The organism is Streptomyces sp. NPDC050743, assembly GCF_044456925.1.
Lineage (GTDB): Bacteria > Actinomycetota > Actinomycetes > Streptomycetales > Streptomycetaceae > Streptomyces.
The window spans coordinates 1-25,511 of record NZ_JBITGJ010000080.1; the positions used below are offsets into that span (position 1 = coordinate 1).

At 70.9% G+C, this 25,511-nt stretch carries 22 protein-coding genes and 2 pseudogenes; 14 read left to right on the forward strand and 10 right to left on the reverse strand.

Features of this window, described 5'->3' with window-relative positions; genetic code table 11:
- Positions 1-967 (reverse strand): MFS transporter (locus tag ACIBJF_RS41095; protein WP_399181861.1); only part of this gene is annotated, 967 nt, incomplete at its 3' end.
- A 102-nt stretch (positions 968-1,069) separates the two neighbouring features.
- Between ACIBJF_RS41095 and ACIBJF_RS41100 the strand changes: the two genes are divergently transcribed.
- Positions 1,070-1,984 (forward strand): LysR family transcriptional regulator, encoded by a 915-nt coding sequence (locus tag ACIBJF_RS41100; protein ID WP_399181863.1) that lies wholly within the window; start codon positions 1,070-1,072, stop codon positions 1,982-1,984.
- Here ACIBJF_RS41100 and ACIBJF_RS41105 read toward each other — a convergent pair.
- Together ACIBJF_RS41105 and ACIBJF_RS41110 are read right to left on the reverse strand one after the other, a co-directional pair.
- A complete protein-coding gene (locus ACIBJF_RS41105; protein WP_399181865.1) occupies positions 1,981-2,901 on the reverse strand; it encodes a GNAT family N-acetyltransferase in 921 nt (306 codons plus the stop codon). The genes ACIBJF_RS41100 and ACIBJF_RS41105 overlap by 4 nt on opposite strands.
- Positions 2,888-3,514 carry a DUF2637 domain-containing protein gene (locus ACIBJF_RS41110; RefSeq protein WP_399181867.1) on the reverse strand — a complete coding sequence of 209 codons (627 nt, stop codon included), beginning with the start codon at positions 3,512-3,514 and terminating at the stop codon, positions 2,888-2,890. Before ACIBJF_RS41110 ends, ACIBJF_RS41105 begins: the two co-directional genes overlap by 14 nt.
- A gap of 509 nt (positions 3,515-4,023) precedes the next feature.
- Here ACIBJF_RS41110 and ACIBJF_RS41115 point away from each other — a divergent pair.
- The 5 genes from ACIBJF_RS41115 to ACIBJF_RS41135 are packed head-to-tail and all read left to right on the forward strand — an operon-like array spanning position 4,024 to position 11,099.
- The gene (locus ACIBJF_RS41115; RefSeq protein ID WP_399181869.1) at positions 4,024-5,544 is read left to right on the forward strand and encodes an aldehyde dehydrogenase family protein; all 1,521 of its coding nucleotides are present in this window, start codon (positions 4,024-4,026) and stop codon (positions 5,542-5,544) included.
- Positions 5,545-5,583: 39 nt separating this feature from the next.
- Positions 5,584-7,116: a GMC family oxidoreductase gene (locus tag ACIBJF_RS41120; RefSeq protein WP_399181871.1), complete on the forward strand. Its 1,533-nt coding sequence runs from the start codon at positions 5,584-5,586 to the stop codon at positions 7,114-7,116.
- Positions 7,113-8,213, forward strand: coding sequence for a glycine betaine/L-proline ABC transporter ATP-binding protein (locus tag ACIBJF_RS41125; RefSeq protein WP_399181873.1), 1,101 nt, complete (start codon positions 7,113-7,115; stop codon positions 8,211-8,213). Before ACIBJF_RS41120 ends, ACIBJF_RS41125 begins: the two co-directional genes overlap by 4 nt.
- Positions 8,213-10,141: an ABC transporter permease gene (locus ACIBJF_RS41130; RefSeq protein WP_399181875.1), complete on the forward strand. Its 1,929-nt coding sequence runs from the start codon at positions 8,213-8,215 to the stop codon at positions 10,139-10,141. The genes ACIBJF_RS41125 and ACIBJF_RS41130 overlap by 1 nt, the downstream gene beginning before the upstream one ends.
- 1 nt (position 10,142) lies before the next feature.
- Positions 10,143-11,099, forward strand: coding sequence for an ABC transporter substrate-binding protein (locus tag ACIBJF_RS41135; protein WP_399181877.1), 957 nt, complete (start codon positions 10,143-10,145; stop codon positions 11,097-11,099).
- A gap of 6 nt (positions 11,100-11,105) precedes the next feature.
- Here ACIBJF_RS41135 and ACIBJF_RS41140 read toward each other — a convergent pair whose 3' ends face one another.
- A complete protein-coding gene (locus ACIBJF_RS41140) occupies positions 11,106-11,828 on the reverse strand; it encodes an isocitrate lyase/phosphoenolpyruvate mutase family protein (RefSeq protein WP_399181879.1) in 723 nt (240 codons plus the stop codon).
- A 197-nt stretch (positions 11,829-12,025) separates the two neighbouring features.
- Complete coding sequence (locus ACIBJF_RS41145) at positions 12,026-12,523, reverse strand: carboxymuconolactone decarboxylase family protein (protein WP_399181881.1); 498 nt, start codon at positions 12,521-12,523, stop codon at positions 12,026-12,028.
- 47 nt (positions 12,524-12,570) lie between these two features.
- On the opposite strand from ACIBJF_RS41145, the pseudogene ACIBJF_RS41150 reads away from it, so the two are divergent.
- A pseudogene (locus ACIBJF_RS41150) lies at positions 12,571-13,470 on the forward strand (PLP-dependent aminotransferase family protein); the annotation flags it as partial.
- Positions 13,471-13,519: 49 nt separating this feature from the next.
- Here ACIBJF_RS41150 and ACIBJF_RS41155 read toward each other — a convergent pair.
- The gene (locus ACIBJF_RS41155; RefSeq protein WP_399181883.1) at positions 13,520-13,762 is read right to left on the reverse strand and encodes a GntR family transcriptional regulator; all 243 of its coding nucleotides are present in this window, start codon (positions 13,760-13,762) and stop codon (positions 13,520-13,522) included.
- Between the two features lie 443 nt (positions 13,763-14,205).
- On the opposite strand from ACIBJF_RS41155, the gene ACIBJF_RS41160 reads away from it, so the two are divergent.
- On the forward strand, positions 14,206-14,466 hold the full coding sequence (locus tag ACIBJF_RS41160; RefSeq protein ID WP_399181884.1) for a hypothetical protein: 261 nt from the start codon (positions 14,206-14,208) through the stop codon (positions 14,464-14,466).
- Positions 14,467-14,633: 167 nt separating this feature from the next.
- On the opposite strand, the gene ACIBJF_RS41165 is transcribed toward ACIBJF_RS41160, so the two are convergent.
- Positions 14,634-15,035: a hypothetical protein gene (locus ACIBJF_RS41165; protein ID WP_399181922.1), complete on the reverse strand. Its 402-nt coding sequence runs from the start codon at positions 15,033-15,035 to the stop codon at positions 14,634-14,636.
- Positions 15,036-15,167: 132 nt separating this feature from the next.
- Here ACIBJF_RS41165 and ACIBJF_RS41170 point away from each other — a divergent pair.
- Positions 15,168-15,458: pseudogene (locus ACIBJF_RS41170) on the forward strand (PLP-dependent aminotransferase family protein); the annotation flags it as partial.
- A gap of 4 nt (positions 15,459-15,462) precedes the next feature.
- Here the strand turns inward: ACIBJF_RS41170 and ACIBJF_RS41175 are convergent.
- On the reverse strand, positions 15,463-15,990 hold the full coding sequence (locus tag ACIBJF_RS41175) for a hypothetical protein (RefSeq protein WP_399181886.1): 528 nt from the start codon (positions 15,988-15,990) through the stop codon (positions 15,463-15,465).
- Positions 15,991-16,175: 185 nt separating this feature from the next.
- On the opposite strand from ACIBJF_RS41175, the gene ACIBJF_RS41180 reads away from it, so the two are divergent.
- Positions 16,176-18,596, forward strand: coding sequence for a hypothetical protein (locus ACIBJF_RS41180; RefSeq protein WP_399181888.1), 2,421 nt, complete (start codon positions 16,176-16,178; stop codon positions 18,594-18,596).
- A gap of 292 nt (positions 18,597-18,888) precedes the next feature.
- Here ACIBJF_RS41180 and ACIBJF_RS41185 read toward each other — a convergent pair whose 3' ends face one another.
- A complete protein-coding gene (locus ACIBJF_RS41185; protein WP_399181920.1) occupies positions 18,889-19,719 on the reverse strand; it encodes a DMT family transporter in 831 nt (276 codons plus the stop codon).
- A gap of 141 nt (positions 19,720-19,860) precedes the next feature.
- Here ACIBJF_RS41185 and ACIBJF_RS41190 point away from each other — a divergent pair, with 141 nt between their 5' ends.
- On the forward strand, positions 19,861-20,196 hold the full coding sequence (locus tag ACIBJF_RS41190) for a hypothetical protein (RefSeq protein WP_356301976.1): 336 nt from the start codon (positions 19,861-19,863) through the stop codon (positions 20,194-20,196).
- A 13-nt stretch (positions 20,197-20,209) separates the two neighbouring features.
- Positions 20,210-21,394 carry a glutathionylspermidine synthase family protein gene (locus ACIBJF_RS41195; RefSeq protein ID WP_399181890.1) on the forward strand — a complete coding sequence of 395 codons (1,185 nt, stop codon included), beginning with the start codon at positions 20,210-20,212 and terminating at the stop codon, positions 21,392-21,394.
- Positions 21,395-21,405: 11 nt separating this feature from the next.
- Here the strand turns inward: ACIBJF_RS41195 and rocD are convergent, their stop codons facing one another.
- Positions 21,406-22,611 (reverse strand): ornithine--oxo-acid transaminase, encoded by a 1,206-nt coding sequence (gene rocD / locus ACIBJF_RS41200; protein ID WP_399181892.1) that lies wholly within the window; start codon positions 22,609-22,611, stop codon positions 21,406-21,408.
- 235 nt (positions 22,612-22,846) lie between these two features.
- On the opposite strand from rocD, the gene ACIBJF_RS41205 reads away from it, so the two are divergent.
- Together ACIBJF_RS41205 and trpS are read left to right on the forward strand one after the other, a co-directional pair.
- Positions 22,847-24,298 carry a glycine hydroxymethyltransferase gene (locus tag ACIBJF_RS41205; RefSeq protein WP_399181894.1) on the forward strand — a complete coding sequence of 484 codons (1,452 nt, stop codon included), beginning with the start codon at positions 22,847-22,849 and terminating at the stop codon, positions 24,296-24,298.
- Between the two features lie 141 nt (positions 24,299-24,439).
- The gene (gene trpS, locus ACIBJF_RS41210; RefSeq protein WP_399181896.1) at positions 24,440-25,456 is read left to right on the forward strand and encodes a tryptophan--tRNA ligase; all 1,017 of its coding nucleotides are present in this window, start codon (positions 24,440-24,442) and stop codon (positions 25,454-25,456) included.
- The last annotated feature ends 55 nt before the right edge of the window (positions 25,457-25,511 follow it).

Consider the following 25,511-nt stretch of genomic DNA (forward strand, 5'->3'; position numbering starts at 1 on the left):
CGAGCCGCCGGCTCCGGTGGCGGCCTGAGCCGTAAATCCCCGCACAGCCCTGGAGGGCGACGCATCCCCTCCCTTCAGGGAGGGGAGCCTTCAATCCCTGTAGATACTGCGAGTTGACGAAGAACAGGGAGAACAGGCCGAAGAAGCCGGTGGCCGTGCCGAGGGAGGCGGCCCGCAGGCGTGCGGAGGCGAAGACCCGGGGGTCGAAGAGGGGGGCCGCCGAGCGCAGGGCGTGCAGGGCGAAGGCGGCGATCAGCAGCGCGCCCGCCGCGAAGGCACCCAGGATGCGCGCGGAGGTCCAGCCGTACGCCGGGCCCTCGATGATGCCGAACAGGACCGCCACCAGGCCCGCCGTCAGCAGCAGGGTGCCGAGCGGGTCGGGGGCGCTGCGGGTGGAGCGTTCGGTGCGCGGGACCGTCACCGACACGGTCACCGCGAGTACGGCGGCCAGCGGGACCATCACCGCGAACAGGGCGCGCCAGGTGAGGAACTGCCCGGCCAGCCCGCCGCCCAGGTTGCCCGCCGCGCCGCCCAGGCCGATCGACAGGGTCCAGGCGCCCATCGAGCGGGCCCGGTGCTCGGGCGCGGACAGCTGCGTCAGGATCGAGAGGGTGGCCGGGGTGATCAGGGCCGCACCGGCGCCCGACAGGCCCCTGCCCGCGATCAGGACGGCCGGGCCGGTCGCGACCGCGCTGGTGGCGGCGCCCGCGGCGAACAGGGCGAGCCCGGCGAGGAGGGCGCCCTTGCGGCCGTACCGGTCGCCGAGCGCGCCGGCCGGGATGAGCAGGCCCGCGAAGACGATGACGTAGGCGTCGACCGTCCACAGGATCTCGGTGTGCGAGGGGTGCAGGGACGACGTACCCAGCTGCGGGATGAGGAGGTTGATGGCGGCGACCATGCTCTGTGCGACCAGGACGCAGGCGCACAGCGCGAGCAGGGTGGGGCGTTTCAGGGCGTGCGTGGGCACGGCTCCTCCCGGGAGCTTCGGTGGGTGGTGTGGGATGCGCACTCACCGTAGGCTCGCCGGTGACCTGCTTTCCAGTGCAACCTTCGCAAGGGATACCTGCACATGACGCAATCCGCAGGGCTGGACCTGAATCTGCTGGTCGCCCTGGACGTGCTGCTGGAGGAACAGAGCGTGCAGGGCGCCGCGCACCGGCTGCATCTGTCCGAGCCCGCCATGAGCCGTACGCTCGGCCGGATCCGCAAGGCGCTCGGCGATCCGATCCTGGTGCGCGCCGGGCGCCGGATGGTGCCCACTCCGCACGCGCTGGCCGTAAGGGCCGAGGTGAGCGCGGTGGTGGAGCGCGCCCGGGCCCTGTTCGCGCCGGGCCGCGACACCGACCTGCGGACCGTCTCGCGTACCTTCACGATCCTCGGCCACGACGCGATCGCCGCCACCCACGGCGCCGCCCTCTTCGCCCGCGCCGCCCGCGAGGCCCCCGGCGTCCGCCTGCGGTTTCTGTCCGAGAGCCACGTGGACGTGCCGTTCCTGCGCCAGGGCATCGCCGACCTGGAGGTCGGGGTGATCGACACGACCGCGCCCGAGGTGCACCGGGAGGCGGTGTACGAGGAGCGCATGCTCGGCGTCGTACGGAGCGGACACCCGCTGCTCGACGGGGAGTTGACGCCCGCAAGGTTCGCCGGGGAGGCCGGGCACCTCGTCGTCTCCCGGCGGGGCAGGCAGCGCGGGCCGATCGACGACGCCCTGGCCGAACTCGGTCTCAGCCGCCGGGTGGTGGGCAGCGTCGGCACCTACCCGGCCTCGCTGTTCGTGCTGCGCGAGACCGACCTGATCGGGCTGATCACCACCTACAGCCGGCCGATGGCCGACTCCCTCGGCCTGGTCACCTTCGAGATCCCGCTGCCGCTCCCCGCGGTGGAGGTGGGCTTCGCCTGGCACCCCCGGCACGACGCCGACCCCGCCCATGCCTGGCTGCGCGGCTGCGTCCGGGAGTTGATGAACGAGGTGTCGTCCGGTTAGCCGCTTCGGCCGGTCAGCCGTTTCTCGAACCAGTGGGCGGCGTAGACGTTGTCGTCGTAGCGCGGGATCTCGGTGTACCCGCACGCCCGGTACATCGCCTGTGCCTCGGTGAGCACGGCGTGCGTGTCCAGGCGTACGACCGCCAGGCCGCGCGCCAGCGCCTCCCGCTCAAGCCCCGTCAGCAGCCGCCGCGCGAGCCCCAGCCGGCGCGCCCCGGGGTGCACCCACACATGCCGGATCTCGCCGGTCCCGGGTGCCAGACGTCTCAGGGCCCCGCAGCCCACCGGCCGCCCCTCCTCGTACGCCACCAGGAAGGCGCCGGCGTCCCCGGTCACCTCCTCGGGGCGAACCAGGGCCGCCTTGTCGAAGCCCTCGGGGAAGCGCGCGTCGATGTCCGCCGCGTAGGCGTCCAGGCAGGCCCGCGCGTCCGCCGAGGCGCCGTCGACGGTCTCCACGGTGATCCCGGCCAGCCGCAGCAGCCGCTGCGCGGTCGCCATGGCCCCGGTCAGCTCGGCCCGCTGGGCGGGGGTGAGGCCTTCGAGTAGACCGGCGGCGAGGGCGTCCGCCCGGCGCCGCTGCTCGGCGACCTCGGCGCGGCCGGCCGGGGTGGGTTCGATCATCCGCAGCCGGTTGTCGTGCGCGGGCACCGCGAGCCGGACCATGCCCTGCGCCTCCAGGGCCTTCGCCATCCGGCTGAGGTAGCCGGCGTCCAGACCGAGCCGCCCGCGCAGCTCCCGCAGGGACACTCCGTCACCGATCTCGAACAGCAGCCGGGCCTCGCCGAGCGGGCGGTCCTGACCGAGGTAGTGGTCGTCCAGGACGCCGATACGGCGCGTGAAGTACCGGTTGAAGCGGCGGAAGGCGGCCACGTCCTCGGCCCGGACCGGGGTTCTTTGACTCAGGTCAAAGGTTTCCATCCTTTGACTGTAGTCCCGGACCGGTGTGGGTGGCATGCCTGGGACGGCTCCTGGTCGAGATCTGGCCGACGAGTTCCCAGAAGCACACCAGAGCGGTGACCGGCGGGATCCCGAAGATCACTAACGAGAGCAGCGCATGGGACGAGTGGCTGACGCACAGCGCCACGGCCATCGCGGAAGCGGCCAGCACCACGCACCAGGAGCGCCGCGCACTGCGGCGCTGGGCGGTGGCCCGCACGACGGAGAGGGCGGCCACGAACCACGGCCCGTACACCGTCAGCGGCCAGCACTGCGCCAATCTCGTCGGCAGCACCGACGAGGCGATCCCGCGCAGCTGTCCGTAGGAATAGCAGACGGACCAGCCCAGCATGCACACCGCGCACAGGGAGACCGTCGCGATCAGCAGCGTGATGTGGGTGAAGCGCCTGCCGCCGTCGAGCAGATGGGAATCCTGACGCAGCCGCCGGCGGCTGCTCCGGCGCGGGGACGGAATGTCCAGCGGGGTGGTGACCGGGCTCACGCTGGTCGGCGTGGACAGTATCTGGGCCAGTTCTTCGACCGGGTCCCAGTCGTTCGACGCGATGTCCGGTTCCGGGACGTGCCAGGTGTCCATCGATTTACCTCCTTACCCCGCCTTAGGACGCCCGGTACAACTCTGCCATCGTCCGCCGATATTCATTTTCCACGGTGTTGATTCTCTTCAGGAAATCATCGAGCAGGTCCGAGCATGACGTGAGGTCCACATCACCGCTCCAGCGGAACGTGGTCGTCGGATGATCCTCGGCTGTGTGCCAGTCCAATCGCGTCACGGTCACCTAACGAGGGCCACCGGAGCTGGGCTTTGGGGCGTTCGGGCGAATACACATGACCTGAAAGGGGGTGTTGCCGGGTGCGGGTTGACGCACGTTTGAAGGGGTTGTGAATACGCAGGAAATTACATTCCGTGAATTCTGGAATTAAATGATCCCGGCCCGCCTTGTGGTGGTTCCGGTGTGATGCCGCGCACTTTCGGCCACTGATTGCGCATGCGATGTGCGAGTCCTGGGCAGGCGGCGACGGTCCCCGAGAGTGACACGCGTGTGACACAGGGGCACGGATCAGGAACGGAAGGCAACACCGATCATGGCGGACAGAGCGGCACGACAGGCCCAGGCGACCATCCACGCGGGAGGCGAGTGGCTGGAAGCGATCTCCGGCGCGACCCGCGAGGTCCTCGACCCCGCGGACGCCCGGCCGTTCGCCGTGGTCGCGGAGGGCGACGAGAAGGACGCCGAGCGCGCGGTGGCCGCGGCCCGGCAGGCCTTCGACCACGGCCCCTGGCCGCACACCCCGGTCGCCGAACGCGCCGCCCTGCTGCGCCGCGTCGCCGGCCTCCTGGTGCGCGGCCGCGAGGAACTCGGCCTGCTGGAGAGCCGGGACGCGGGCAAGACCGCCGAGGAGGGCCGGATCGACATCGACTGTGTCGCCGACGCCTTCCGCTACTTCGCCGACCTCGTGGCCGCCGAGGCACCGGGCCGGGTCGTCGACGCGGGTTCCCCCGACGTCCACAGCGTGGTCGTGCACGAGCCGGTCGGCGTCTGCGCCCTGATCACCCCCTGGAACTACCCGCTCCTCCAGGCCAGTTGGAAGATCGCCCCGGCCCTCGCCGCCGGCAACACCTTCGTGATCAAGCCCAGCGAGATCACCCCGATGACCACCATCGCGCTCATCGAGCTGCTGGCGGAGGCCGGACTGCCCGCCGGAGTGGCCAACATCGTCACCGGCCCCGGTCACACCGTCGGCGCCCGGCTCGCCGAGCACTCAGACGTCGACCTGGTCTCCTTCACCGGCGGCCTGGTCAGCGGCACCAAGGTGGCCCAGGCCGCCGCCCCGACCGTGAAGAAGGTCGCCCTCGAACTCGGCGGCAAGAACCCCAACGTCGTCTTCGCCGACGCCTGCGCCACCGAGGAAGGCTTCGACACCGCCGTCGACCAGGCCCTCAACGCCGCCTTCATCCACAGCGGCCAGGTCTGCTCGGCCGGCGCCCGGCTCATTGTCGAGGAATCCGTAAGGGACCGCTTCGTCGGCGAACTCGCCCGCCGCGCGAGGCAGATCAGGCTCGGCCGCGGCACCGAGAACGGCGTCGAGTGCGGCCCGCTCGTCTCCGAGCAGCAGCGTGCCAAGGTCGAGGCGTACGTCGCCTCCGCGCTGGAAGAAGGCGCCGTACTGCGCTGCGGCGGCAAGCGGCCGGAGCCGTCACCGCAGCGCCCCGGGTCCGGCTACTTCTACGAGCCGACCGTCCTCGACGCCTGCCACCGCGAGATGCGGGTCGTCCGCGAGGAGGTCTTCGGCCCGGTCCTCACCGTCGAGACCTTCCGCACCGAGGAGGAGGCCGTCTTCCTCGCCAACGACACCGAGTACGGCCTCGCCGGCGCCGTCTGGACCACCGACGCGGGCCGGGCCCGCCGCGTCGCCGGCCGGCTGCGCCACGGCACCGTCTGGATCAACGACTTCCACCCCTACCTGCCGCAGGCGGAGTGGGGAGGCTTCGGCAAGAGCGGCACCGGCCGCGAGCTGGGGCCCGCCGGACTCGCCGAGTACCGGGAGACCAAGCACGTCTACCAGAACCTCGCGCCGAGGCCGGTGCGCTGGTTCGCAGGCTGAGTCCCCCTTCTTTACCGCACCCCCTGGAGTAGTACCCCCATGTCCCACACCCCCCACGTCTACGACTACGTCGTCATCGGCGGCGGCACGGCGGGCTCGGTCATCGCCTCCCGCCTCACCGAGAACCCGGACGTCACCGTCGCCGTCATCGAGGGCGGCCCGAGCGACGTCGGCCGCGACGACGTCCTCACCCTGCGCCGCTGGATGGGCCTGCTCGGCGGAGACCTCGACTACGACTACCCGACGGTGGAGCAGCCACGCGGCAACTCCCACATCCGGCACAGCCGGGCCCGCGTCCTCGGCGGCTGCTCCTCCCACAACACCCTCATCTCCTTCAAGCCGCTGCCGTCCGACTGGGACGAGTGGGAGGCGGCCGGCGCCAAGGGATGGGGCGCGGTGCCCATGGAGGCCTACTTCGCCCGCCTGAAGAACAACATCGTCTCCGTCGACGAGAAGGACCGGAACGCCATCGCCCGCGACTTCGTCGACGCCGCCCAGGCCGCGCTCGGCGTTCCGCGCGTCGAGGGCTTCAACAAGAAGCCGTTCACCGAGGGCGTGGGCTTCTTCGACCTCGCCTACCACCCGGAGGACAACAAGCGTTCCTCGGCGTCGGTGGCGTACCTCCACCCGGTGATGGACGAGCGCCCGAACCTGACGATCCTGCTGGAGACCTGGGCGTACAAGCTGGAGATCACCGGGGGGCGGGCCGAGGGCGTGCGCGTGCGCACCAAGGACGGCGAGGAGCTGCTGATCCGCGCCCGGGGCGAGGTCGTCCTGTGCGCCGGCGCCGTGGACTCGCCCCGCCTGCTGCTGCACTCGGGCATCGGCCCCCGCGAGGACCTCGAAGCCCTCGGCATCCCGGTCGTCCACGACCTGCCGGGCGTCGGCGAGAACCTGCTGGACCACCCCGAGTCGGTCATCGTCTGGGAGACCCACGGCCCGATCCCGGAGAACTCCGCGATGGACTCCGACGCGGGCCTGTTCGTGCGCCGCGACCCCGAACACGCGGGCCCGGACCTGATGTTCCACTTCTACCAGATCCCGTTCACGGACAACCCGGAGCGGCTCGGCTACGAGCGCCCCTCGTACGGCGTCTCGATGACCCCGAACATCCCCAAGCCGAAGAGCCGCGGCCGCCTCTACCTCACCAGCGCCGACCCGTCCGTCAAGCCCGCCCTCGACTTCCGCTACTTCACCGACGAGGACGACTACGACGGCCGGACCCTGGTCGACGGCATCCGCATCGCCCGTGAGATCGCCGGGACCGAGCCGCTCGCGAGCTGGCTGAGGCGCGAGGTGTGCCCCGGCCCCGAGATCCAGGACGACGCCGAACTCGGCGAGTACGCCCGCAAGGTCGCGCACACCGTCTACCACCCGGCCGGCACCTGCAAGATGGGCGCCGCCGACGACGAACTCGCCGTAGTGGACCCGGAGCTGAGGATCCGCGGCCTCGACGGCATCCGCATCGCCGACGCGTCCGTCTTCCCGACCATGACCGCCGTGAACCCGATGATCGGGGTGCTCATGGTCGGGGAGAGGGCCGTCGACCTGATCGGAGGTGACGCCCGATGACTCTCACCGTCCCCACCCGCAAGCCGCCCACCGCCGCCACCCCCGTCTTCTCCGTCTCCGGCCTGTGGAAGGTCTTCGGCCCCAAGGCGCAGCGGATCCCCGCCGACCCCGAACTCGGCACCCTCGACCCCGCCGACCTGCGCGCCCGCACGGGCTGCACGGCGGCCGTCCGAGACGTCTCCTTCGACGTCCGCAAGGGCGAGGTCTTCGTGGTCATGGGCCTGTCGGGATCCGGCAAGTCCACGCTCGTCCGCTGCCTGACCCGCCTGATCGAACCGACGGCGGGCACCATCTCCATCGACGGCGAGGACGTCCGCGCCATGGACAGGACCCGCCTGCGCGCACTGCGCCGGCACCGGGCCGCCATGGTCTTCCAGCACTTCGGCCTGCTCCCGCACCGCACGGTCCTGGACAACGTGGCGTACGGCCTGGAGATCCAGGGCGTCGGCAAGGCCGAGCGGCGCGCGCGGGCCGCCGAGGTCGTCGCCAAGGTCGGCCTCGAAGGCATGGAACACCGCCGCCCCGCCCAGCTCTCCGGCGGCCAGCGCCAGCGCGTGGGTCTCGCACGGGCGCTGGCGGTCGACCCCGAGGTGCTGCTGTTCGACGAGCCGTTCAGCGCCCTCGACCCGCTGATCCGCCGCGACATGCAGGACGAGGTGGCCCGCCTGCACCGCGAGGAGGGCCGCACGATGGTCTTCATCACCCACGACCTGTCCGAGGCTCTCAAGCTGGGCGACCGCATCGCCCTGATGCGCGACGGCAAGGTCGTCCAACTGGGCACGCCGGAGCAGATCGTGGGCTCCCCGGCCGACGACTACGTCCGCGAGTTCGTCCGCGACGTGCCGCGCGAGCAGGTGATGACCGTGCGTACGGCCATGAAGCCGGGTGGCTGCGGCGGCCCGGAGCACCCGGGCGCCCTCGCCCCGGACGCGGTGGTGGCGGACGCGATCCGGACCGTGGCCGAGCTCGGCACACCGGCGTGCGTGCTGAAGGACGGCACCTGCGCCGGGACCGTGGACCACGAGCGGCTGCTGGACGTCGTCGCCGGCGTGGACGTGTGCGTACCCGGCCCCCGCACCAGCCCGGAGGCCGTCTGATGGCAACGCTCACCGTCCCGGCCTCCTCCCGCGCGACCACCCTCCGCCTGCTGAGGAGCCGAACCGCAGCGAAACTGCTCCTGCTCGCGCTCGTCACCACCCTGCTCCTGCCCGTCCTCCACGGCGGACCCTGGCCCCACCACCTGACCGTCAGCCTGGACAAACCCCTCACCAGCGCCGGCAACTGGGTCATCGACAACCGGGACAGCCACCCCCTGTTCCTCTACTTCTTCGGCTACGTCAGCAACGCGGTCGTCCTCTCCGTACGCGCCGTCTACCTCGCCCTGCTCGCCGCGGGCTGGACCGGCGTCACCGCGTTCGGCGCGCTGATCGCCTGGCGCGTCGCCGGCCCCCGCCTGGCCGCCGGCACGGCGCTCGCCTTCCTCACCTGCGGCGCCCTCGGTATGTGGGTGCCGACCATGCAGACCCTCGCGCTCATGGTCGTAGCCGTCCTCGCCTCCGTGGCCGTCGGCGCGCTCCTCGGCCTCGCCACCGGCCTGTCCGACCGCCTGGACCGCGCCCTGCGCCCGGTCCTCGACACCATGCAGGTGCTCCCGGCCTTCGCCTACCTCCTCCCCGTCGTCCTGGTCTTCGGCATCGGCGTCCCCGCGGCCGTGCTCGCCACCGTCGTGTACGCGGCGCCGCCGATGGCCCGCCTCACCGCGCTCGGCCTGCGCGGCGCCGACCCCGAAGTCCTGGAGGCCGTGGAGTCGCTCGGCGCGACCCGCCGCCAGCGGCTGCTGACCGCCCGGATCCCGCTGGCCCGGGGAGAACTCCTCCTCGGCCTCAACCAGACGATCATGATGGCGCTGTCCATGGCCGTCATCGCCTCCGTCATCGGCGCCGGCGGCCTCGGCGACCGCGTCTACCAGGCGCTCGCCTCGGTCGACGTCGGCCAGGCCCTCGCCGCAGGCATCCCGATCGTGCTGCTCGCGATCGTCCTGGACCGCGTGACCGCCGCGGCAGGCGCCGGCACCGCGCGCCCGAAGACCATCGGCCGGGCCTACGCCCTCGCCGTCACCGTGGCCCTCGCCCTGGCCGCCCGGCTCCTCGGCCGCCTCGACTGGCCCTCCGGCTGGACCCTGGACATCGCCGAACCGGTCAACCGCGCCGTCGACTGGATGACCAGCCACCTCTACTCCGGCGTCCCGGTCATCGGCGGTACGGCCGACTGGGCGGGCCACTTCACCACCTGGATCCTGGACCCCGTGCGCGGCGGACTGCAGTGGCTGCCCTGGTGGTCGGTACTGCTGATCGTCGCCGCCCTGGCCTGGACGATCGGCACCTGGCGCACCGCCCTGACCGCCGTCCTCGCCATGGCCGCGATCGGCGTCCTCGGGGTCTGGGAGCCGGCCCTCGACACGCTCTCCCAGGTGCTCGCGGCCGTCGCCGTCACCCTGGTCCTCGGGTTCGCCACCGGCATCGCCGCCGCCCGCAGCGACCGCGTCGAACGCGCGCTGCGCCCGGTCCTGGACGTGTTCCAGACCATGCCGCAGTTCGTGTACCTGATCCCGGTCGTCGCCCTGTTCGGCGTCGGCCGCGCCCCCGCCGTCGCCGCGGCCGTCGTCTACGCGCTGCCCGCCGTCGTCCGGATCACCGCGCAGGGCCTGCGCCAGGTCGACCCGGCCGCGCTGGAGTCCGCGCGCTCGCTCGGCGCGACCGGCCGGCAGCAGCTGTGGCAGGTCCAGCTCCCGCTCGCCAGACGGTCGCTGCGGCTCGCCGTCAACCAGGGCGTGGTCCTGGTCCTCGCCGTCGTCATCATCGGCGGCCTGGTCGGCGGTGGCGCCCTCGGCTACGACGTGGCCTTCGGCCTCGCCCAGGGCGACCTGGCCACCGGCCTGGTGGCCGGCGCCGCGATCGTCTGCCTGGGCCTGATGCTCGACCGGGTGACCCAGCCGACCGAGCGACGCGCGACGAAGGGAGCCTGACATGCGCGCACGTACGACACTCGCGGTGGGCTCGCTGCTGCTGCTGCTGACGGTGACCGGCTGCGGCGCCGCCGACATGACCAAGCAGGCCAGCCCGTTCGCGAACGCCCGGGGCTCGAAGACCGTCACCCTGTCCGTGCAGTCCTGGGTGGGCGCGCAGTCCAACGTCGCCGTCGCCCAGTACCTCCTGGAGCACAAGCTGGGCTACCGCGTCGACACCGTCCAGGTCGACGAGGTGCCCGCCTGGGACGCGCTCAGCCAGGGCCGGGTAGACGCCATCCTGGAGGACTGGGGCCACCCGGACCAGGAGAAGCGGTACGTCGAGGACAAGAAGACGATTCGGCGCGGCGGCGGCCTCGGGGTGACCGGTCACATCGGCTGGTACGTCCCCACCTACCTGGCCAAGCAGCACCCGGACATCACGAACTGGAAGAACCTCGACAAGTACGCCTCCCTCTTCCGCACCGCGGAGAGCGGCGGCAAGGGCCAGCTGATGGACGGCTCCCCGTCGTACGTCACCAACGACAAGGCCCTGGTGAAGAACCTGAAACTGAACTACCAGGTCGTCTTCGCCGGCTCCGAGGCCGCCCAGATCACCCAGATGAAACAGTTCGCCAAGACGAAGAAGCCCTTCCTGACCTACTGGTACGCCCCCCAGTGGCTGTTCGAGAAGGTCCCCCTGACCGAGGTGAAGCTGCCGCCGTACAAGGACGGCTGCGACGCGGACGCGGCGAAGGTCGCCTGCGCCTACCCGCACACCCCGCTGCAGAAGTACCTCAACGCAGGCTTCGCCGAGTCGGGCGGCAAGGCGGCGGCCTTTCTGAAGAAGTTCCGGTGGACGACCGAGGACCAGAACGAGGTCTCCCTGATGATCGCCGACCAGAAGCTGTCGCCCCAGGACGCGGCGAAGAAGTGGGTGGACAGCCACCCCGACGTGTGGAAGGGGTGGCTGTCCTGAACCCCCTCAGCCCTTGAGGGTGACGGCGATGTCCCGGACCGCCGCGGCGGCCAGCCGCTGCAGTCCCGGTCCGAACGTGACGCGGGTGGCTCCGAGTTCGCCGAGCGCGGCGGCCGAGGGGCCCTCGCCGTCCAGCCGGGCCAGCGCGTTCAGCGGGCCCTGGATCCCGGCCCGCAGCAGGGGCAGCACGCCGGCGGGGGCGAGGATCGGATAGATGCAGTCCGCCCCCGCCGCCACGTACAACGCGGCCCGCTCAATGGCCCGTTCCGGGTCCTTGTCGCCGTGCACGAAGGTGTCGACGCGGGCGTTGACGAACAGCCGGTCTGCGGCGGCCGAGCGGACCTCGGCGAGGAACTCGGCGTGCTCGTGCGGGTCCTTGAGGACACCGCCGCGCGAGTCCTCCAGGTTGCAGCCGACGGCGCCCGCCTCCAGCAGCCGCTCCACGATCTCCTTCGGCGCGAGCCCGTACCCGCCCTCGATGTCCGCCGACACCGGCACGTCCACCGACCGCGCGATCCGGGCGACCGCGGCGAACATCTCGTCGGCCGGGGTGCCCCCGTCCGCGTACCCGAGCGAGGCGGCCACCCCGCCGCTCGGCGTGGCCAGCGCCGGGAACCCGGCCTGAGCGAACACCCGCGCACTGGCCGCGTCCCAGGGGCCGGGCAGGACCAACGGATCACCCTGGGCACGCCGCAGATGCAGCGTGCGGAACACGTCCACCTTGCTCACGACCGGTAACCTCCCGTTTTTCGCACGACCGTCCCCCTGTCTTGTCCACGATCGGTCCCCCGTCTTGTCCACGATCGGTCCCCCGTCTTGTCCACGATCGGTCCCCCTGTCTTGTTCCGGACGGTGATCTCCAGCCCTGTTCTACGGCTGATACCCCCCGGGAGCGACACGACGACCGACTAGCAGCCGGGTACGGCTCACTTGTGCTGCCCCGGCCGGTAGTGGCCGGGCACCGCGCGGGTGGTGACACCGAACCGGTTCCACGCGTTGATCACCGTGATCGCGGCGATCAGCTGGGCCAGCTCGGCCTCCTCGAAGTGCTTGGCCGCCTTCTCGTACACCTCGTCCGGCACGAAACCCTCGGTCAGCACGGTGATCGCCTCGGTCAGCTCGATCACCGCCAGCTCCTTCGCGGTGTAGAAGTGCTTCGACTCCTCCCACGCGCTGAGCTGCACGATCCGCTGGACGCTCTCGCCGGCCGCCAGCGCGTCCTTGCTGTGCATGTCCAGGCACAGGGCGCAGTGGTTGATCTGTGAGGCACGGATCTTCACCAGCTCGTACAGCGTGGGGTCCAGGCCCTGCCTGGCCGCCGCGTCGAGCCGGATCATGGCCTTGTAGACGTCGGGCGCCAGCCGGGCCCAGTTCATCCGGGGGGTGTGCTCGGCGACGTACTCAACGGTTTCCTCAGTGCTCATGTCCTCGACCCTAGGAGTCAGGCAGCCCAGGGGTATGGTCCATTTCCATGGTGGAATCCTGGGCCACTCTGGGCGTCGATCTGCACCTCGAACCGGCCGGCTCCGGCGGGCTGCGCCGGGGCCTGACCGACGCCCTGCGCGAGGCCGTCCGCACCGGCCGCCTCGCCCCCGGCACCCGGCTGCCCTCCTCCCGCTCCCTCGCCGCCGACCTCGGCATCGCCCGCAACACCGTCGCCGAGGCCTATGCGGACCTGGTGGCGGAGGGCTGGCTCACCGCCCGGCAGGGCTCGGGCACGAGGGTGGCGGAAGGTGCCGCGGCCGTCGCGCCGTCCGCCACGACGCCGACGGGGATGCCCGGCAGGGGAGTGGCCCCGCGCCGCGGGGAGCCGGCCCGTCCGGCGTACAGCCTCGTCCCCGGCATCCCCGACCTCGCCGCCTTTCCGCGCGCCGCATGGCTCAGGGCCGCCTGCCGCGCCCTCGCCACCGCCCCCCACCACGCCCTCGGCTACGGCGACCCGCGCGGCCACGCCGGACTGCGCACCGCCCTCGCCGGCTATCTCGCCCGGGTACGCGGCGTGCGCACCGACCCCGAGCGGGTGCTGATCACGTCCGGTTTCGCCCACGCGCTGCGCCTCACCGGCACCCTGCTGCGGGCACGCGGGGTGCGGACGGTGGCGGTCGAGTCGTACGGCCTCGACGTGTACTGGCACCTGCTCCAGCGGTCCGCACTGGCCACACCGGCCCTCCCGTACGACGGACTCGGCACCGACACCAGGGCGTTGAGCGGGGAGGGCGCGGTCCTGCTGACCCCGGCCCACCAGTTCCCCATGGGCACGCCCCTGCACCCCGACCGGCGGGCCGCCGTGATCGACTGGGCGCGGCGCACCGGCGGCCTGATCCTGGAGGACGACTACGACGGCGAGTTCCGCTACGACCGTCAGCCGGTAGACCCTACACCCTTGGAGCTTGTGTCTGCATAGGGTCTGACCAGGGCGTTTACGCCTCAGCGGGCGGCAGCGGATCGGCTACGTGGCTACCTCGGCCGGACCACGTGATGATCAAACCGTCAGCGCGCAGGTCGGCCATGGCTCGCTGAACAGTCGACGCAGCAACATCGAATTCCGCCGCCACAACCAGGACTGACGGCATGCCGGTTCCAGGGGCGTACTCCCCAGCGCGGATGCGAGCGCGAAGAATCTCGCGGATCTGCGGATAGACAGGCTGCGTGCGGTCGATCATGAGAACCACTGTGCGACCCTGCGAGCCATCGCGCATCCGACCATTCGAGGTTACGAGAGTTCGACGTTTCGAGTACGGTTGGTAGCGCAAACGAAAGCGCCCCAGGGCGACCGGGCAAGGGCCGACACCTGGGGCTGACCGAGAAACGGAGTCTCGGCTATGCGCACCCTACTTGCTGCCCTCTTGGCAGTCTTCCTGCCCGCCCGTGGAAAGCGCCGGGCGGAAGCTGTGTCGACAGAGCCAGCCATCACCCGCAGACTGCCCGTCCATCGATCCCCCCGCCCGGCAGAGGTGATCTACGCAGACTCGCTCCCCCTCGTCCGTCCGTACCTCGTCCAGTACGAGCGAGAACAGGAACGGCAGCGCCAACGGGAAAGGCGCACAGCGGCAACGCTCGCAACATTCGGCATTGACTACCCGTACGGGCCCCAGGGAAGTGCAGCATGAGCGAGTTGCGAAACCTCGGATATGACGCAGTGACCGGTAAGCGGGCGTACGCGCTGACAGAGCCGGGCGGACTACTCGACACCATGGCGAACGTGACAGCGCTGGAAACGGCTTCGGTTCTCACGGCGCTTGTCGGCGAGGTCTTGGAGGGCGGCAAGGCAAGTGACGCCGAGTTGGCGGTTTTCGTCCCGGCGCTGTTCGAGTCGCTGAGCGAGGTGGTCAACGTGGCAGCGCGCGTGCTGGATGCGGGCGAGTAACCGGCCCTAGAAACGCCAGAAAGCCCCGTAGAGACTCTTCCCAGGTCTCTACGGGGCTTTGTTATGCGGCGGCCACGGAAAGCCAGCGGCGGCCGGTTCGCTCGCTGACTCCGAAATGACGCGCCAGCGCAGCACCGGTCACCTTCCGGCCACCAGCAGACAGCCGGTCAATCGCAGCGCGGATAGCGTCCGGCGCAGGGGGCAGCGAATCGGCCGTGTCCGCGCTCGGCCGGTCGCTTGTCGGCAACGCTGTCGGCAACGGCCGGATCAGTGGCCAGGAAGTCAGACCAGAATTCGTCGGCCACGGCCAGCGGATCCGGGGCGCTCTCGCGGCGCTGTACGGGCATCTGCGGGCCGCTCTCGCTGTCACTGACCGGAGATACCGGCTCGCTGGCCGAGCGCGTTGCAGCGAGGTGGAGCATGTGTGCCACGACTACCGGCGGAACGGCCGAAGTGGCGGCCACCAAAACGGCGTTGCTGTGCGCGTAGCCGGACGCGATTAGATGCGCGGTCACCTGAGCGGCCAGTGCCAGCGCGAGAGCGAAACCGGCGCCAATACGGGCGGACATACGGCCGGACGTAGCGGCAATGACAGCGGCCACGCCAGCGCAAGCGGACAGCGTGACCGGCATGAGCCAAGCAATATCCCGCGACCATCCGGCGCTGATGGCCAACGCGAATTCACCGGGCGCGCTCATGGCTACCGGCGCCGCCGTGACGCCCTCGCCGCAGCCGTCTCCGCCCGCGCCCCGGAGGTGGCGGTCACCGGCGTCGCCGCCGGCCTGCACGCGGTGCTGCGCTTGCCGGCAGGCATGGAACAGTCGGTGATCGAGGCCGCGACGTGGCAGGGACTGGCCCTGCACGGCCTCGCCTTCCACCGCCATCCGGAAGCCGTCGCCGAGCCGTTGGACGCCCTGGTCGTCGGGTACGCGACGCCGCCGGACAGCGCGTGGGCGGGGGCGCTTGAGGCGCTGTGCCGGGTGTTGCCCTAGCAGGTCAGGTGTTCGACGCAAGCCAGGGGCGGAGCTCGTCGCGCCATCCCTCGAAGTGCTCCAGGGCGACGCTCAGATGGGAGTCCTCCGCCCGGTAGAGGGCGCCGACGATCTGGTGCGGATCGACGGTCGGGAGAAGGGACTCGCCTTCCTCCTCCGACGCGGCCACGGCTTCGGTCTCCGGCTCGGTGAGCCGGTCGTACGGGTAGGTCAGGGACGGGCACGACCGTTCGCGGCTGGGGCAGGGAGTGTCGGGTGGCCACACCCAGACCGCGTCGTGGTGCCGTACGAGGACTTCGCCCAGGTACCAGGCGACCGCCCGCAGGAACGGGCCTCGCCGGTCGTCGTACTGCTCCTCCCAGGTGGCGTAGCGGTCCAGGACGAGGCATTCGAGGCGCGGGAGGGAGTCGGGGGAGAAGTCCCACCGGCCGCCGGTCCGTTCGGCGAGGGCCGTGAAGTCGGCGCGGGCGGTGTCCAGCCAGGCGTTCAGATGCGGGTTGTTCCGGTAGGAGGGGGCGTCGATGGGGCGCATGCCCGGCACTCTACGACCGGCGGGTGCGGCAAGTTGTGGTGATCCTGTGTGCGGGGCGAGTTGACGGGGGCGCGTCAATCAGCCCGGTGCGTAGGGTGAGGGCTCCTGCGGCGCCACACATGCAACGGGGGCCCCTGGCGCCGTACGAGAACCCACATCGCGTGGGCTCCCAGTGGAGAAGTCTCGTGACTCAACAGATACTTGCGGCCCGTCGGCCGGTGTGGGCGCGTGCCGTGCTGGCCTTAGCCGCGGCCGGTGTGCTGACCGTGACCGGGCTGCCCGGCCTGCCGGGCGATGCCGCGTACGCGGCCAAGGGCAAGCGCTGCGACAGCCTTCCCGACGTCACCGCGACGAAGCCGGGCACGAACAATCTGCCGTGGGACCGCAACGTCCACGTCCGCGCCCCGGGTGACTGGGACTCCTACCCCTTCGACGCCCCGCGGCAGACCTTCGACGGACTGACGCTGCCGGGCGATGCGGAGAACCCGACCGAGGAGCAGATCAAGCAACGCGACGCGTTCCTCGACAAGTTCGACAAGCCCTACACGAAGTACCCGGAGAACAGCGAAGAGCGTGCCTTCGCCCGCTACAAGAAGTACCTCGCCGACAACCAGGGCAAGACGCCGAAGTACTCGACGTTCTCGAAGTGGCTCTCGGACGGTTACATCCTGCCGCACAACAACAACAAGCGCGGCGCCGCCTTCGAGACGAAGGTGATCAACGATCTCGGCCTGGTCGGCGAGGACTGGCTGTGCCAGGAAGAGATCGAGATCAAGGACAAAGACGGCAAGACCATCATGGTCAAGGACCCCAAGACCGGCCGGATGAAGCCGCTGGTCCGCAAGTTCGACGCCGTCAACTACAAGACGGGCCAGTTCCTGGAGTTCAAGGCGGGACCGGGGCGTGACACCGGGCAGGACTTCGCGAACCAGAAGTTCCTGGAGGACCCCCGCTTCAACAACGGGAAGATCGCCTACGTCAACGGCCAGTCCAAGGACTCCGCCACCACCAAGTACCTCGGCCGCATGGCCGACGCCTACAAGGACGCGAGCGGCCAGTCCCGCGTGCGGGCGTACGAGCACCTGTCCACCGACATCCCCAGGTACAAGTCCGTCACCTACAAGAACGTGTCCGGCTCGACGCTTTCGGACCCGAACTTCGCCGCGAACGGCGACAATCGGGCCGCCGGCGGGGCCTCCCGCACCATCGGCCGGTCCCCGGCCACCCCCCTCGACATGGAGAAGCAGCTCCAGCGCATCGGGAAGAACGGCGCTTCCAACTTCGGCGTGCGCGGGCCGGGCGGAGTGGACTTCTCCACCCTCGACCTCTCCTACGTCGGCAAGCCCGTCAAGGGCAAGGGCCTGCCCTACGCCTTCTCCGCGAACAGGATCCAGGACGAGAGCAAGGACTACGGCTGGGGAGGCAAGGCCAAGGCCCAGCTGATCTCCGACTCCTTCTTCACCTGGCTCGCGCTCACCCCGGACAAGTTCTGGGTCAACCTCAACCCGGACCAGCCCGACACGATCATGGACAAGACGTTCGGCAAGACCGACGCCGGTCGCGTCCTGCTGGAGGCCGACCTCCAGATGAAGCACGACTACGCCAAGGACGTCGACCCCCGCAAGGACCCGGGCAAGAAGTACTGGGATGCCATGCAGGCCGCCGGGCTCGACTGCGGCGACACCATCCGCCTGTGGATCACGCCCAAGACCGCCAAGGTCCGCGCCGACGACGACGGCCTCTACATCCTCGACACGCCGCTGAAGGTCAACGTCGCCCACATCGAGCGCAAGACCCCCGACCCCAACGGCACGTGCACGCTGACCAAGGCCCAGCAGAACACGGCGAACAACCTGCTCAAGCAGTACATCATCCCCGGCGTCGAGGAGATGGTGAACACCGCCTCCCAGTACGCCGACCTGCGCCGCGTCTACAGCGCCCGCGTCGCCGCCGAGTACGTCCGCCAGCAGGACGCGCAGCAGGCCACCGACTACCACTCCGTCATCGACAGCGGCAACGTCAGCCGGTGGCCGCTGCGCGCTCCCAACGCCAAGTGGACGCCGAAGAAGACCTGGGACGAGTACATGGTCTCCTTCACCAAGGGCGACTACTCCTACCCCTGCCAGTTCGGCGGGCAGGAGAAGATGTGCGTCATGGGCGGCGTCGACTTCGGCAAGGCCCCCCGTCGCAACGTCACCCGTGTCGAGTTCCAGGTCGAGCACCCGCATCTGAAGAAGACGACCAGGATCGCCACGCAGGCCCAGGCGGAAAGCGCCGACAACCCGAAGCTGGCCCTGCTCGGCGGCGGCAGCGAGTCCACCGGCACCGGCGGCGGGGACAACCCGACCCCGGCCCCCACGCGCACCAGCACCCCCACCCCCCAGCCCACCACGTCCCCCACCGGCCACAGCCCGGCGCCGGGACACTCCACCCCCGCGGGAGGACACACACCGCCCGCCTCCCCGCCCACCGATGAGGACCAGGGCGGCGGCCTCGCGAGCACCGGAACCCGGGTACTCGGCATCGCCGGGATCGCCGCCGCGCTCCTCGCGGCCGGAACGGTCCTGCTCTGGTTCAAGCGCCGCCGTACCACCGGCGAGAGGTAGGGGCCCGAGCCGACCGGCCCGGCACCCGCGAGGTCCCCACCCGGAGGATTTCCCCGGGCGGGGGCCTTCCGCGTCTTGCCGCGAGGGGGAGCAGGAGGTCGCGTCCGGCCCGGTCTGCGCGGAGGAGCCTGCCCGAGGAGGCGGCTTCAGCCCTGCTCGGCCGGAGTCGGCTTGCTCTGGTGCAGGCGCCGCCGTACCGCCGGCGAGGGGTAGGGGCCCGAGCCGACCGGCCCGGCACCGGCGAGGGCAGCAGGAGGTCGCGTCCGGCCCGGTCTGCGCAGAGGAAGCGGCCTCAGCTCTCCTCGGTCACCACCGGCGCCTCCCCGAACCGTGCCAGCGCCATCGCCCCCACCACGGCCACCACGAACCCCAGGACCGCCAGCCAGGTCAGCCCCTCCCTCGTGCGGTCGCCCAGCCACACCACCCCCACCGCCGCGGGCCCGATCGTCTCCCCGATCACCATCCCGGCGGTCGCGGTGGTCACCGAGCCCCGCTGAAGAGCCGACGTCAGCAGCATGAACGCGGCGCCGCCCCCGATCAGCAGCGCGTAGGCCGCCGGGTTGGTCAACAGGTCCAGTGGCGCAAGGCTGTCGATCAGCCGGACCGACACCTCCACCACCCCGAACCCGAACCCGGCCCCGAGCCCGAGCGCCAGCGCCCGCCCCGGACCGGACAGCCGCCCGCCCGCGAGGGCCAGCAGCAGCATCCCGACCGCCACGGCGAGCATCACGTACGCCAGCGCGTCCGAGCCGCCCTCCTCGCCCTCCGGGCCGGACGCCAGTCCGAGCATCGCCAGCCCGGCACACACCACGGCCACCGCGCTCCACTCCGTGCCGCTCAGCCGCACCCGCAGCAGGCGCGCCGCCACCACCGCGGTCACCGCCAGACTCGACGCCAGGGCCGCGCTGACCGCATAGATCGGCAGGGACCGCAGCGCCGCGATCTGGAACAGGAAGCCGAGCCCGTCCAGTGCCAGTCCCGCCAGATACCGCCACTGTCTGAGCGCCCGCAGCAGCAGGGCCGCCTCGCCGCCGGCCCCCTCCGTGCCTGCCGCCCGCGCGGCCACCGCCTGCAACACCGTCGCGGTGCCGAAGCAGACCGCCGCGCCAAGGGCGCACACCATTCCAAAGACCACAAAGGGACTCTAGGAGACGGCTGATTCGGCCACCCCCCGTGGCCTGCGCTCTTACCGTTCTCTAGGCTGACCGCCGGCATCACGCCACACGGCCACGTCCACGCACACGGACACGGGGGAGACACGAACATGGCTGACACCCGGCGGCGGCTGCGCTCCGGCACGGTCGTCCTCGGCGGCATGGGCCTGCTGGCCGCCGCCCTCACCGCCTGCTCGTCCGACCCGGACAAGCGCTGCGTCGACCGCGACAGCTACACCTACGCCAAGGGCTACAAGGTCGTCTCCGACAAGAACTGCAAGACCTCCTCCCTCAAGACCTCGGTGAACGGCGGCTGGTACTACGGCGGCAAGAAGAAGGGTTCCTGGGTGAGCGGCGGCTCCTTCACCAAGCCCCACAAGAGCTCGGGCGGCACCGGCGTCCACCGCGGTGGCTTCGGCGGCGGCCACCACAGCTCCGGCGGCTGACCGGCACCGGCCCATGGAACGCCGTACCACCACCCCCCGCCCCGGCTGGCAGCAGATCGTCGAGGAGCAGGGGCTCGTCTACCCCCTCACCCGCCACCCCGACGGCTCCCTGCGCCCCTACTGGGACGAGAGCGCCTACTACGTCTTCACCCTGGACGAGATCGAGGCGCTGGAGGAGACCGTCGAGGAACTGCACCACATGTGCCTCGCGGCCGCCGAGCACATCGTGGCGAAGGACCGGCTCGCCGACCTCGGCATCACCGACCCCGGCGTGGCCGCCGCCGTCACCGAGTCCTGGCGGCGCCGCACCGAACTCCCCTCCGTCTACGGCCGGTTCGACCTCCGCTACGACGGCACCGGCCCGGCCAAGCTGCTGGAGTACAACGCCGACACCCCGACCTCACTGGTGGAGGCCGCCTCGCCCCAGTGGTTCTGGATGGAGGACCGCTTCCCCGGCGCCGACCAGTGGAACTCCCTGCACGAACGCCTCGTCGAGGCCTGGCGGACCCAGGCCGCGCTCCTGCCTCCCGGCAGCCCGCTGCACTTCGCGCACTCCTCGGCCGACGAACTCGGCGAGGACCTGATGACGGTCGCCTATCTGAAGGAGACCGCCGAACAGGCCGGCCTCGACACCGACTGGCTGTCCATGGAGGAGATCGGCTGGGACACCCTCTCCGGCCGCTTCGTCGACAACCGACTCCGTTTCATCCGCGGCATCTTCAAGCTCTACCCCTGGGAGTGGCTCACCACCGACGCCTTCGGCGGGCACGTCCTGGACACCCTCGACAACGGCGGCGGCACCGGCGGCACCCTGTGGATCGAACCCGCCTGGAAGATGCTGCTCAGCAACAAGGCCCTGCTGGCGATCCTCTGGGAGCTGTACCCCGGCCACCCCAATCTCCTTCCCGCCTACCTCGACGGCCCGCGCGAGCTGGCCTGGGCACCCGGCTACGTCGCCAAACCCCTGCTCGGCCGCGAGGGCGAGGGCGTCACCGTGCACCGGCCGGGCGCCCCGGCCGAACTCCGCGACGAGCCCTGCTGCTACCAGCAGTTCGCCCCGCTGCCCGCCTTCGACGGCAACCATGTCGTCCTCGGCGCCTGGGTCGTCCGGAACGAGCCGGCCGGCCTCGGCATCCGCGAGTCCTCCGGCCTGATCACCGACGAGTACGCCCGCTTCCTGCCCCATGTGATCCTCTAGCGCGGCCGCCCTCAGCCGCTCAGGACCGCCCGGAACTGCTCCAGCCCCCAGTCCAGGTCCTCCTCGCTGATCACCAGCGGCGGAGCGATCCGCACGGTGGCGCTGTGGGTGTCCTTCACCAGCACACCGCGGTCCATCAGCCGCTCCGAGACCTCCCTCGCCGTGCCGGCCTTCCGCGCGATGTCCACGCCCGCCCACAGCCCGCGCCCGCGCACCGCCGTCACCGCGTCCGTGTCCAGCAGTGCCCCCAGCGCCCGGTGCATCCGCTCGCCCAGCTCGGCGGCCCGGGCCTGGAACTCGCCCGTGCGCAGCATCGCGATCACCTCCAGCGCCACCGCGCAGGCCAGCGGATTCCCGCCGAACGTCGAGCCGTGCTCGTTCGGCCGGAACACCCCGAGCACCTCCGCGCTCGACACCACCGCCGACACCGGCACGATCCCGCCGCCCAGCGCCTTGCCCAGCACGTACATGTCCGGGACCACCCCCTCGTGCTCGCACGCGAAGGTCCGCCCGGTACGGCCGAGACCCGACTGGACCTCGTCGGCGACGAAGAGCACGTTCCGCTCGCGGGTCAGCTCCCGGACCGCGGGGAGATAGCCGGCCGGCGGCACGATCACCCCGTTCTCGCCCTGGATCGGCTCCAGCAGCACCGCCACGGTGTTCTCCGTCAGCGCCTGACGCATCGCCGTCAGATCGCCGTACGGCACGATCTCGAAGCCCGGCGTGTACGGCCCGAAGTCCGCCCGGGCCTCCGGGTCGGTGGAGAAGCTGATGATCGTCGTCGTACGCCCGTGGAAGTTGCCGCCCGCCACCACGATCTTCGCCATCTCCCCGGGCACCCCCTTCACCCGGTACCCCCACTTCCGGGCCGTCTTCACCGCGCTCTCCACCGCCTCCGCGCCGGTGTTCACGGGCAGCACCATCTCCATCCCGCACAGCTCGGCCAGCTCCGTGCAGAACGCCGCGAACCGGTCGTGCAGAAAGGCGCGGGACGTCAGCGTCACCCGCTCCAGCTGGGCCTTCGCCGCCTCGATCAGCCGCCGGTTGCCGTGCCCGAAGTTGAGCGCCGAGTAACCGGCCAGCAGATCCAGATACCGCCGCCCCTCCACATCCGTCATCCACGCCCCCTCCGCCGTCGCCACGACGACCGGCAGCGGACGGTAGGTGGGAGCACAGTGCGCCTCGGCGGCGCTGATGAGGTCTTCTGCAGTGGTCATGGCCTCTCCCGGATCCGACGAGAACACTTCGGGAACACGACGGTGACCTCTTTCCTATCGTCGCTCGCATGGTGGACGCGGGACCTGCGCCGTCCGGCTCGCCCGGTAGGCTGATCGGCGGGCCGTGACTGGCGCGCTTGGGATGGGACGGACCATCGGGAAGCGGCCCCAGCGGGAAAGTGCCGTGCGCCTGGGCCGAACGTGAACGCTGTACGCACACCGTCCGGAGGTCCTCATGCCAGAGCAGCAGCCCCTCTCCACCGAGTCCACCGCCTTCCGAGCCGCGCTCGACGTCATCCGCGCCGTCGAACCGCGAGTCGCCGACGCGATCGGCCAGGAGGTCGCCGACCAGCGCGAGATGCTCAAGCTGATCGCCTCCGAGAACTACGCCTCCCCGGCCACCCTGCTGGCGATGGGCAACTGGTTCAGCGACAAGTACGCCGAGGGCACCGTCGGCCGCCGCTTCTACGCCGGCTGCCGCAACGTCGACACCGTCGAGGCACTGGCCGCCGAGCACGCCCGCGAGCTCTTCGGCGCCCGGCACGCCTACGTCCAGCCGCACTCCGGCATCGACGCCAACCTCGTCGCCTTCTGGGCCGTCCTCGCCGACCGGGTCGAGGCCCCCTTCCTGGAGAAGACCGGCGCCCGCCAGGTCAACGACCTCTCCGAGGCCGACTGGGCCGAACTGCGCCAGGCCTTCGGCAACCAGCGCATGCTCGGCATGTCCCTGGACGCCGGCGGCCACCTCACCCACGGCTTCCGCCCGAACATCTCCGGCAAGATGTTCGACCAGCGCTCCTACGGCACCGACCCGGCGACGGGCCTCATCGACTACGAGGCCCTGCGCGCCCAGGCCCGCGAGTTCAAGCCGCTGATCATCGTCGCCGGCTACTCGGCCTACCCGCGGCTGGTGAACTTCCGGATCATGCGCGAGATCGCCGACGAGGTCGGGGCGACCCTGATGGTCGACATGGCCCACTTCGCGGGCCTCGTCGCCGGCAAGGTCCTCACCGGCGACTTCGACCCGGTCCCGCACGCCCAGATCGTCACCACCACTACCCACAAGTCGCTGCGCGGCCCGCGCGGCGGCATGGTCCTGTGCGACGACTCCCTCAAGGACCAGGTCGACCGCGGCTGCCCGATGGTCCTCGGCGGCCCCCTGCCGCACGTCATGGCCGCCAAGGCCGTCGCCCTCGCCGAGGCGCGGCAGCCCGCCTTCCAGGGCTACGCCCAGCGCATCGTCGACAACTCCCGCGCCCTGGCCGAGGGCCTCATGCGGCGCGGCGCCACCCTGGTGACCGGCGGCACGGAGAACCACCTCAACCTGATCGACGTCGCCACCTCCTACGGTCTCACCGGCCGCCAGGCCGAGGCCGCCCTGCTGGACTCCGGCATCGTCACCAACCGCAACGCCATCCCGGCCGACCCCAACGGCGCCTGGTACACCTCCGGCATCCGCATCGGCACCCCCGCCCTGACCACCCGGGGCCTGGGCACCGCCGAGATGGACGAGGTCGCCGGCCTCATCGACCGCGTGCTCACCACCACCGAGCCGGGCACCACCAAGTCGGGTGCCCCTTCCAAGGCGGCCCACGTCCTGGACGAGAAGGTCGCCCAGGAAATCGCCCAGCGGGCGACGGACCTGGTGGCGGGCTTCCCGCTGTACCCGGAAGTCGACCTGGGCTGATCGACGCCCTGAGGGGCAGCCGACCTGAGGGTCGCGGGGGACTGCGCGGGTGACCACGGACCACGCGCAGTCCCCCGCACTCCGAAACCACACCCACCTCGCGGGCCGGTCCCACCCTCAGCCGATGAGAGAATGGGCGACATGGCCACTGCTGATCGCCCTCGCGTGCTCTCCGGCATCCAGCCCACCGCCGGCTCGTTCCACCTCGGCAACTACCTCGGCGCCGTCCGTCAGTGGGTGGCACTGCAGGAGTCCCACGACGCGTTCTACATGGTCGTCGACCTGCACGCGATCACGGTCCCGCAGGACCCGAAGGAGCTGCGGGCCAACACCCGGCTCGCCGCCGCGCAGCTGCTGGCCGCCGGCCTGGACCCGGACCGCTGCACCCTCTTCGTGCAGAGCCACGTCCCCGAGCACGCCCAGCTCGCCTGGATCATGAACTGCCTCACCGGCTTCGGCGAGGCCAGCCGCATGACCCAGTTCAAGGACAAGTCCGCCAAGCAGGGCGCCGACCGCGCCTCCGTCGGCCTGTTCACGTACCCGATCCTCCAGGTCGCCGACATCCTGCTGTACCAGGCGAACGAGGTGCCGGTCGGCGAGGACCAGCGCCAGCACATCGAGCTGACCCGCGACCTGGCCGAGCGCTTCAACGGCCGCTTCGGCCAGACGTTCACGATCCCGTCGCCGTACATCCTGAAGGAGACGGCGAAGATCTACGACCTGCAGGACCCGTCGATCAAGATGAGCAAGTCGGCGTCCACGCCGAAGGGCCTCATCAACCTCCTCGACGAGCCGAAGACCACCGCCAAGAAGGTGAAGAGCGCCGTCACCGACACCGACACCGTGATCCGCTACGACACGGAGAACAAGCCGGGCGTGTCGAACCTCCTCACCATCTACTCCACGCTCACCGGCAAGTCGATCGCCGACCTGGAGCGGGAGTACGAGGGCAAGATGTACGGCGCCCTCAAAACCGACCTCGCCGAGGTCATGGTCGACTTCGTGACGCCGTTCCGGGAGCGCACGCGGCAGTACCTGGACGACTCCGAGACGCTCGACTCGATCCTGGCCAAGGGTGCGGAGAAGGCGCGCGCGGTCGCCGCGGAGACGCTCGCGCAGGCCTATGAGCGGGTGGGTTTCCTGTCGGCGAAGCACTGACACGCGCCGGCGGAGCACCGGGAAGCACGGACCGGCGCCGCGGCGCACGACCGTA

Bases quoted from the DNA above. Each gene is read 5' to 3' on its own strand.
- ACIBJF_RS41100 (WP_399181863.1), top strand. From the start codon at position 1,070: ATGACGCAATCCGCAGGGCTGGACCTGAATCTGCTGGTCGCCCTGGAC.
- ACIBJF_RS41105 (WP_399181865.1), bottom strand. From the start codon at position 2,901: ATGGAAACCTTTGACCTGAGTCAAAGAACCCCGGTCCGGGCCGAGGAC.
- ACIBJF_RS41110 (WP_399181867.1), bottom strand. From the start codon at position 3,514: ATGGACACCTGGCACGTCCCGGAACCGGACATCGCGTCGAACGACTGG.
- ACIBJF_RS41115 (WP_399181869.1), top strand. From the start codon at position 4,024: ATGGCGGACAGAGCGGCACGACAGGCCCAGGCGACCATCCACGCGGGA.
- ACIBJF_RS41120 (WP_399181871.1), top strand. From the start codon at position 5,584: ATGTCCCACACCCCCCACGTCTACGACTACGTCGTCATCGGCGGCGGC.
- ACIBJF_RS41125 (WP_399181873.1), top strand. From the start codon at position 7,113: ATGACTCTCACCGTCCCCACCCGCAAGCCGCCCACCGCCGCCACCCCC.
- ACIBJF_RS41130 (WP_399181875.1), top strand. From the start codon at position 8,213: ATGGCAACGCTCACCGTCCCGGCCTCCTCCCGCGCGACCACCCTCCGC.
- ACIBJF_RS41135 (WP_399181877.1), top strand. From the start codon at position 10,143: ATGCGCGCACGTACGACACTCGCGGTGGGCTCGCTGCTGCTGCTGCTG.
- ACIBJF_RS41145 (WP_399181881.1), bottom strand. From the start codon at position 12,523: ATGAGCACTGAGGAAACCGTTGAGTACGTCGCCGAGCACACCCCCCGG.
- ACIBJF_RS41155 (WP_399181883.1), bottom strand. From the start codon at position 13,762: ATGATCGACCGCACGCAGCCTGTCTATCCGCAGATCCGCGAGATTCTT.
- ACIBJF_RS41160 (WP_399181884.1), top strand. From the start codon at position 14,206: ATGAGCGAGTTGCGAAACCTCGGATATGACGCAGTGACCGGTAAGCGG.
- ACIBJF_RS41165 (WP_399181922.1), bottom strand. From the start codon at position 15,035: ATGTCCGCCCGTATTGGCGCCGGTTTCGCTCTCGCGCTGGCACTGGCC.
- ACIBJF_RS41175 (WP_399181886.1), bottom strand. From the start codon at position 15,990: ATGCGCCCCATCGACGCCCCCTCCTACCGGAACAACCCGCATCTGAAC.
- ACIBJF_RS41185 (WP_399181920.1), bottom strand. From the start codon at position 19,719: ATGGTGTGCGCCCTTGGCGCGGCGGTCTGCTTCGGCACCGCGACGGTG.
- ACIBJF_RS41190 (WP_356301976.1), top strand. From the start codon at position 19,861: ATGGCTGACACCCGGCGGCGGCTGCGCTCCGGCACGGTCGTCCTCGGC.
- ACIBJF_RS41195 (WP_399181890.1), top strand. From the start codon at position 20,210: ATGGAACGCCGTACCACCACCCCCCGCCCCGGCTGGCAGCAGATCGTC.
- rocD (WP_399181892.1), bottom strand. From the start codon at position 22,611: ATGACCACTGCAGAAGACCTCATCAGCGCCGCCGAGGCGCACTGTGCT.
- ACIBJF_RS41205 (WP_399181894.1), top strand. From the start codon at position 22,847: ATGCCAGAGCAGCAGCCCCTCTCCACCGAGTCCACCGCCTTCCGAGCC.
- trpS (WP_399181896.1), top strand. From the start codon at position 24,440: ATGGCCACTGCTGATCGCCCTCGCGTGCTCTCCGGCATCCAGCCCACC.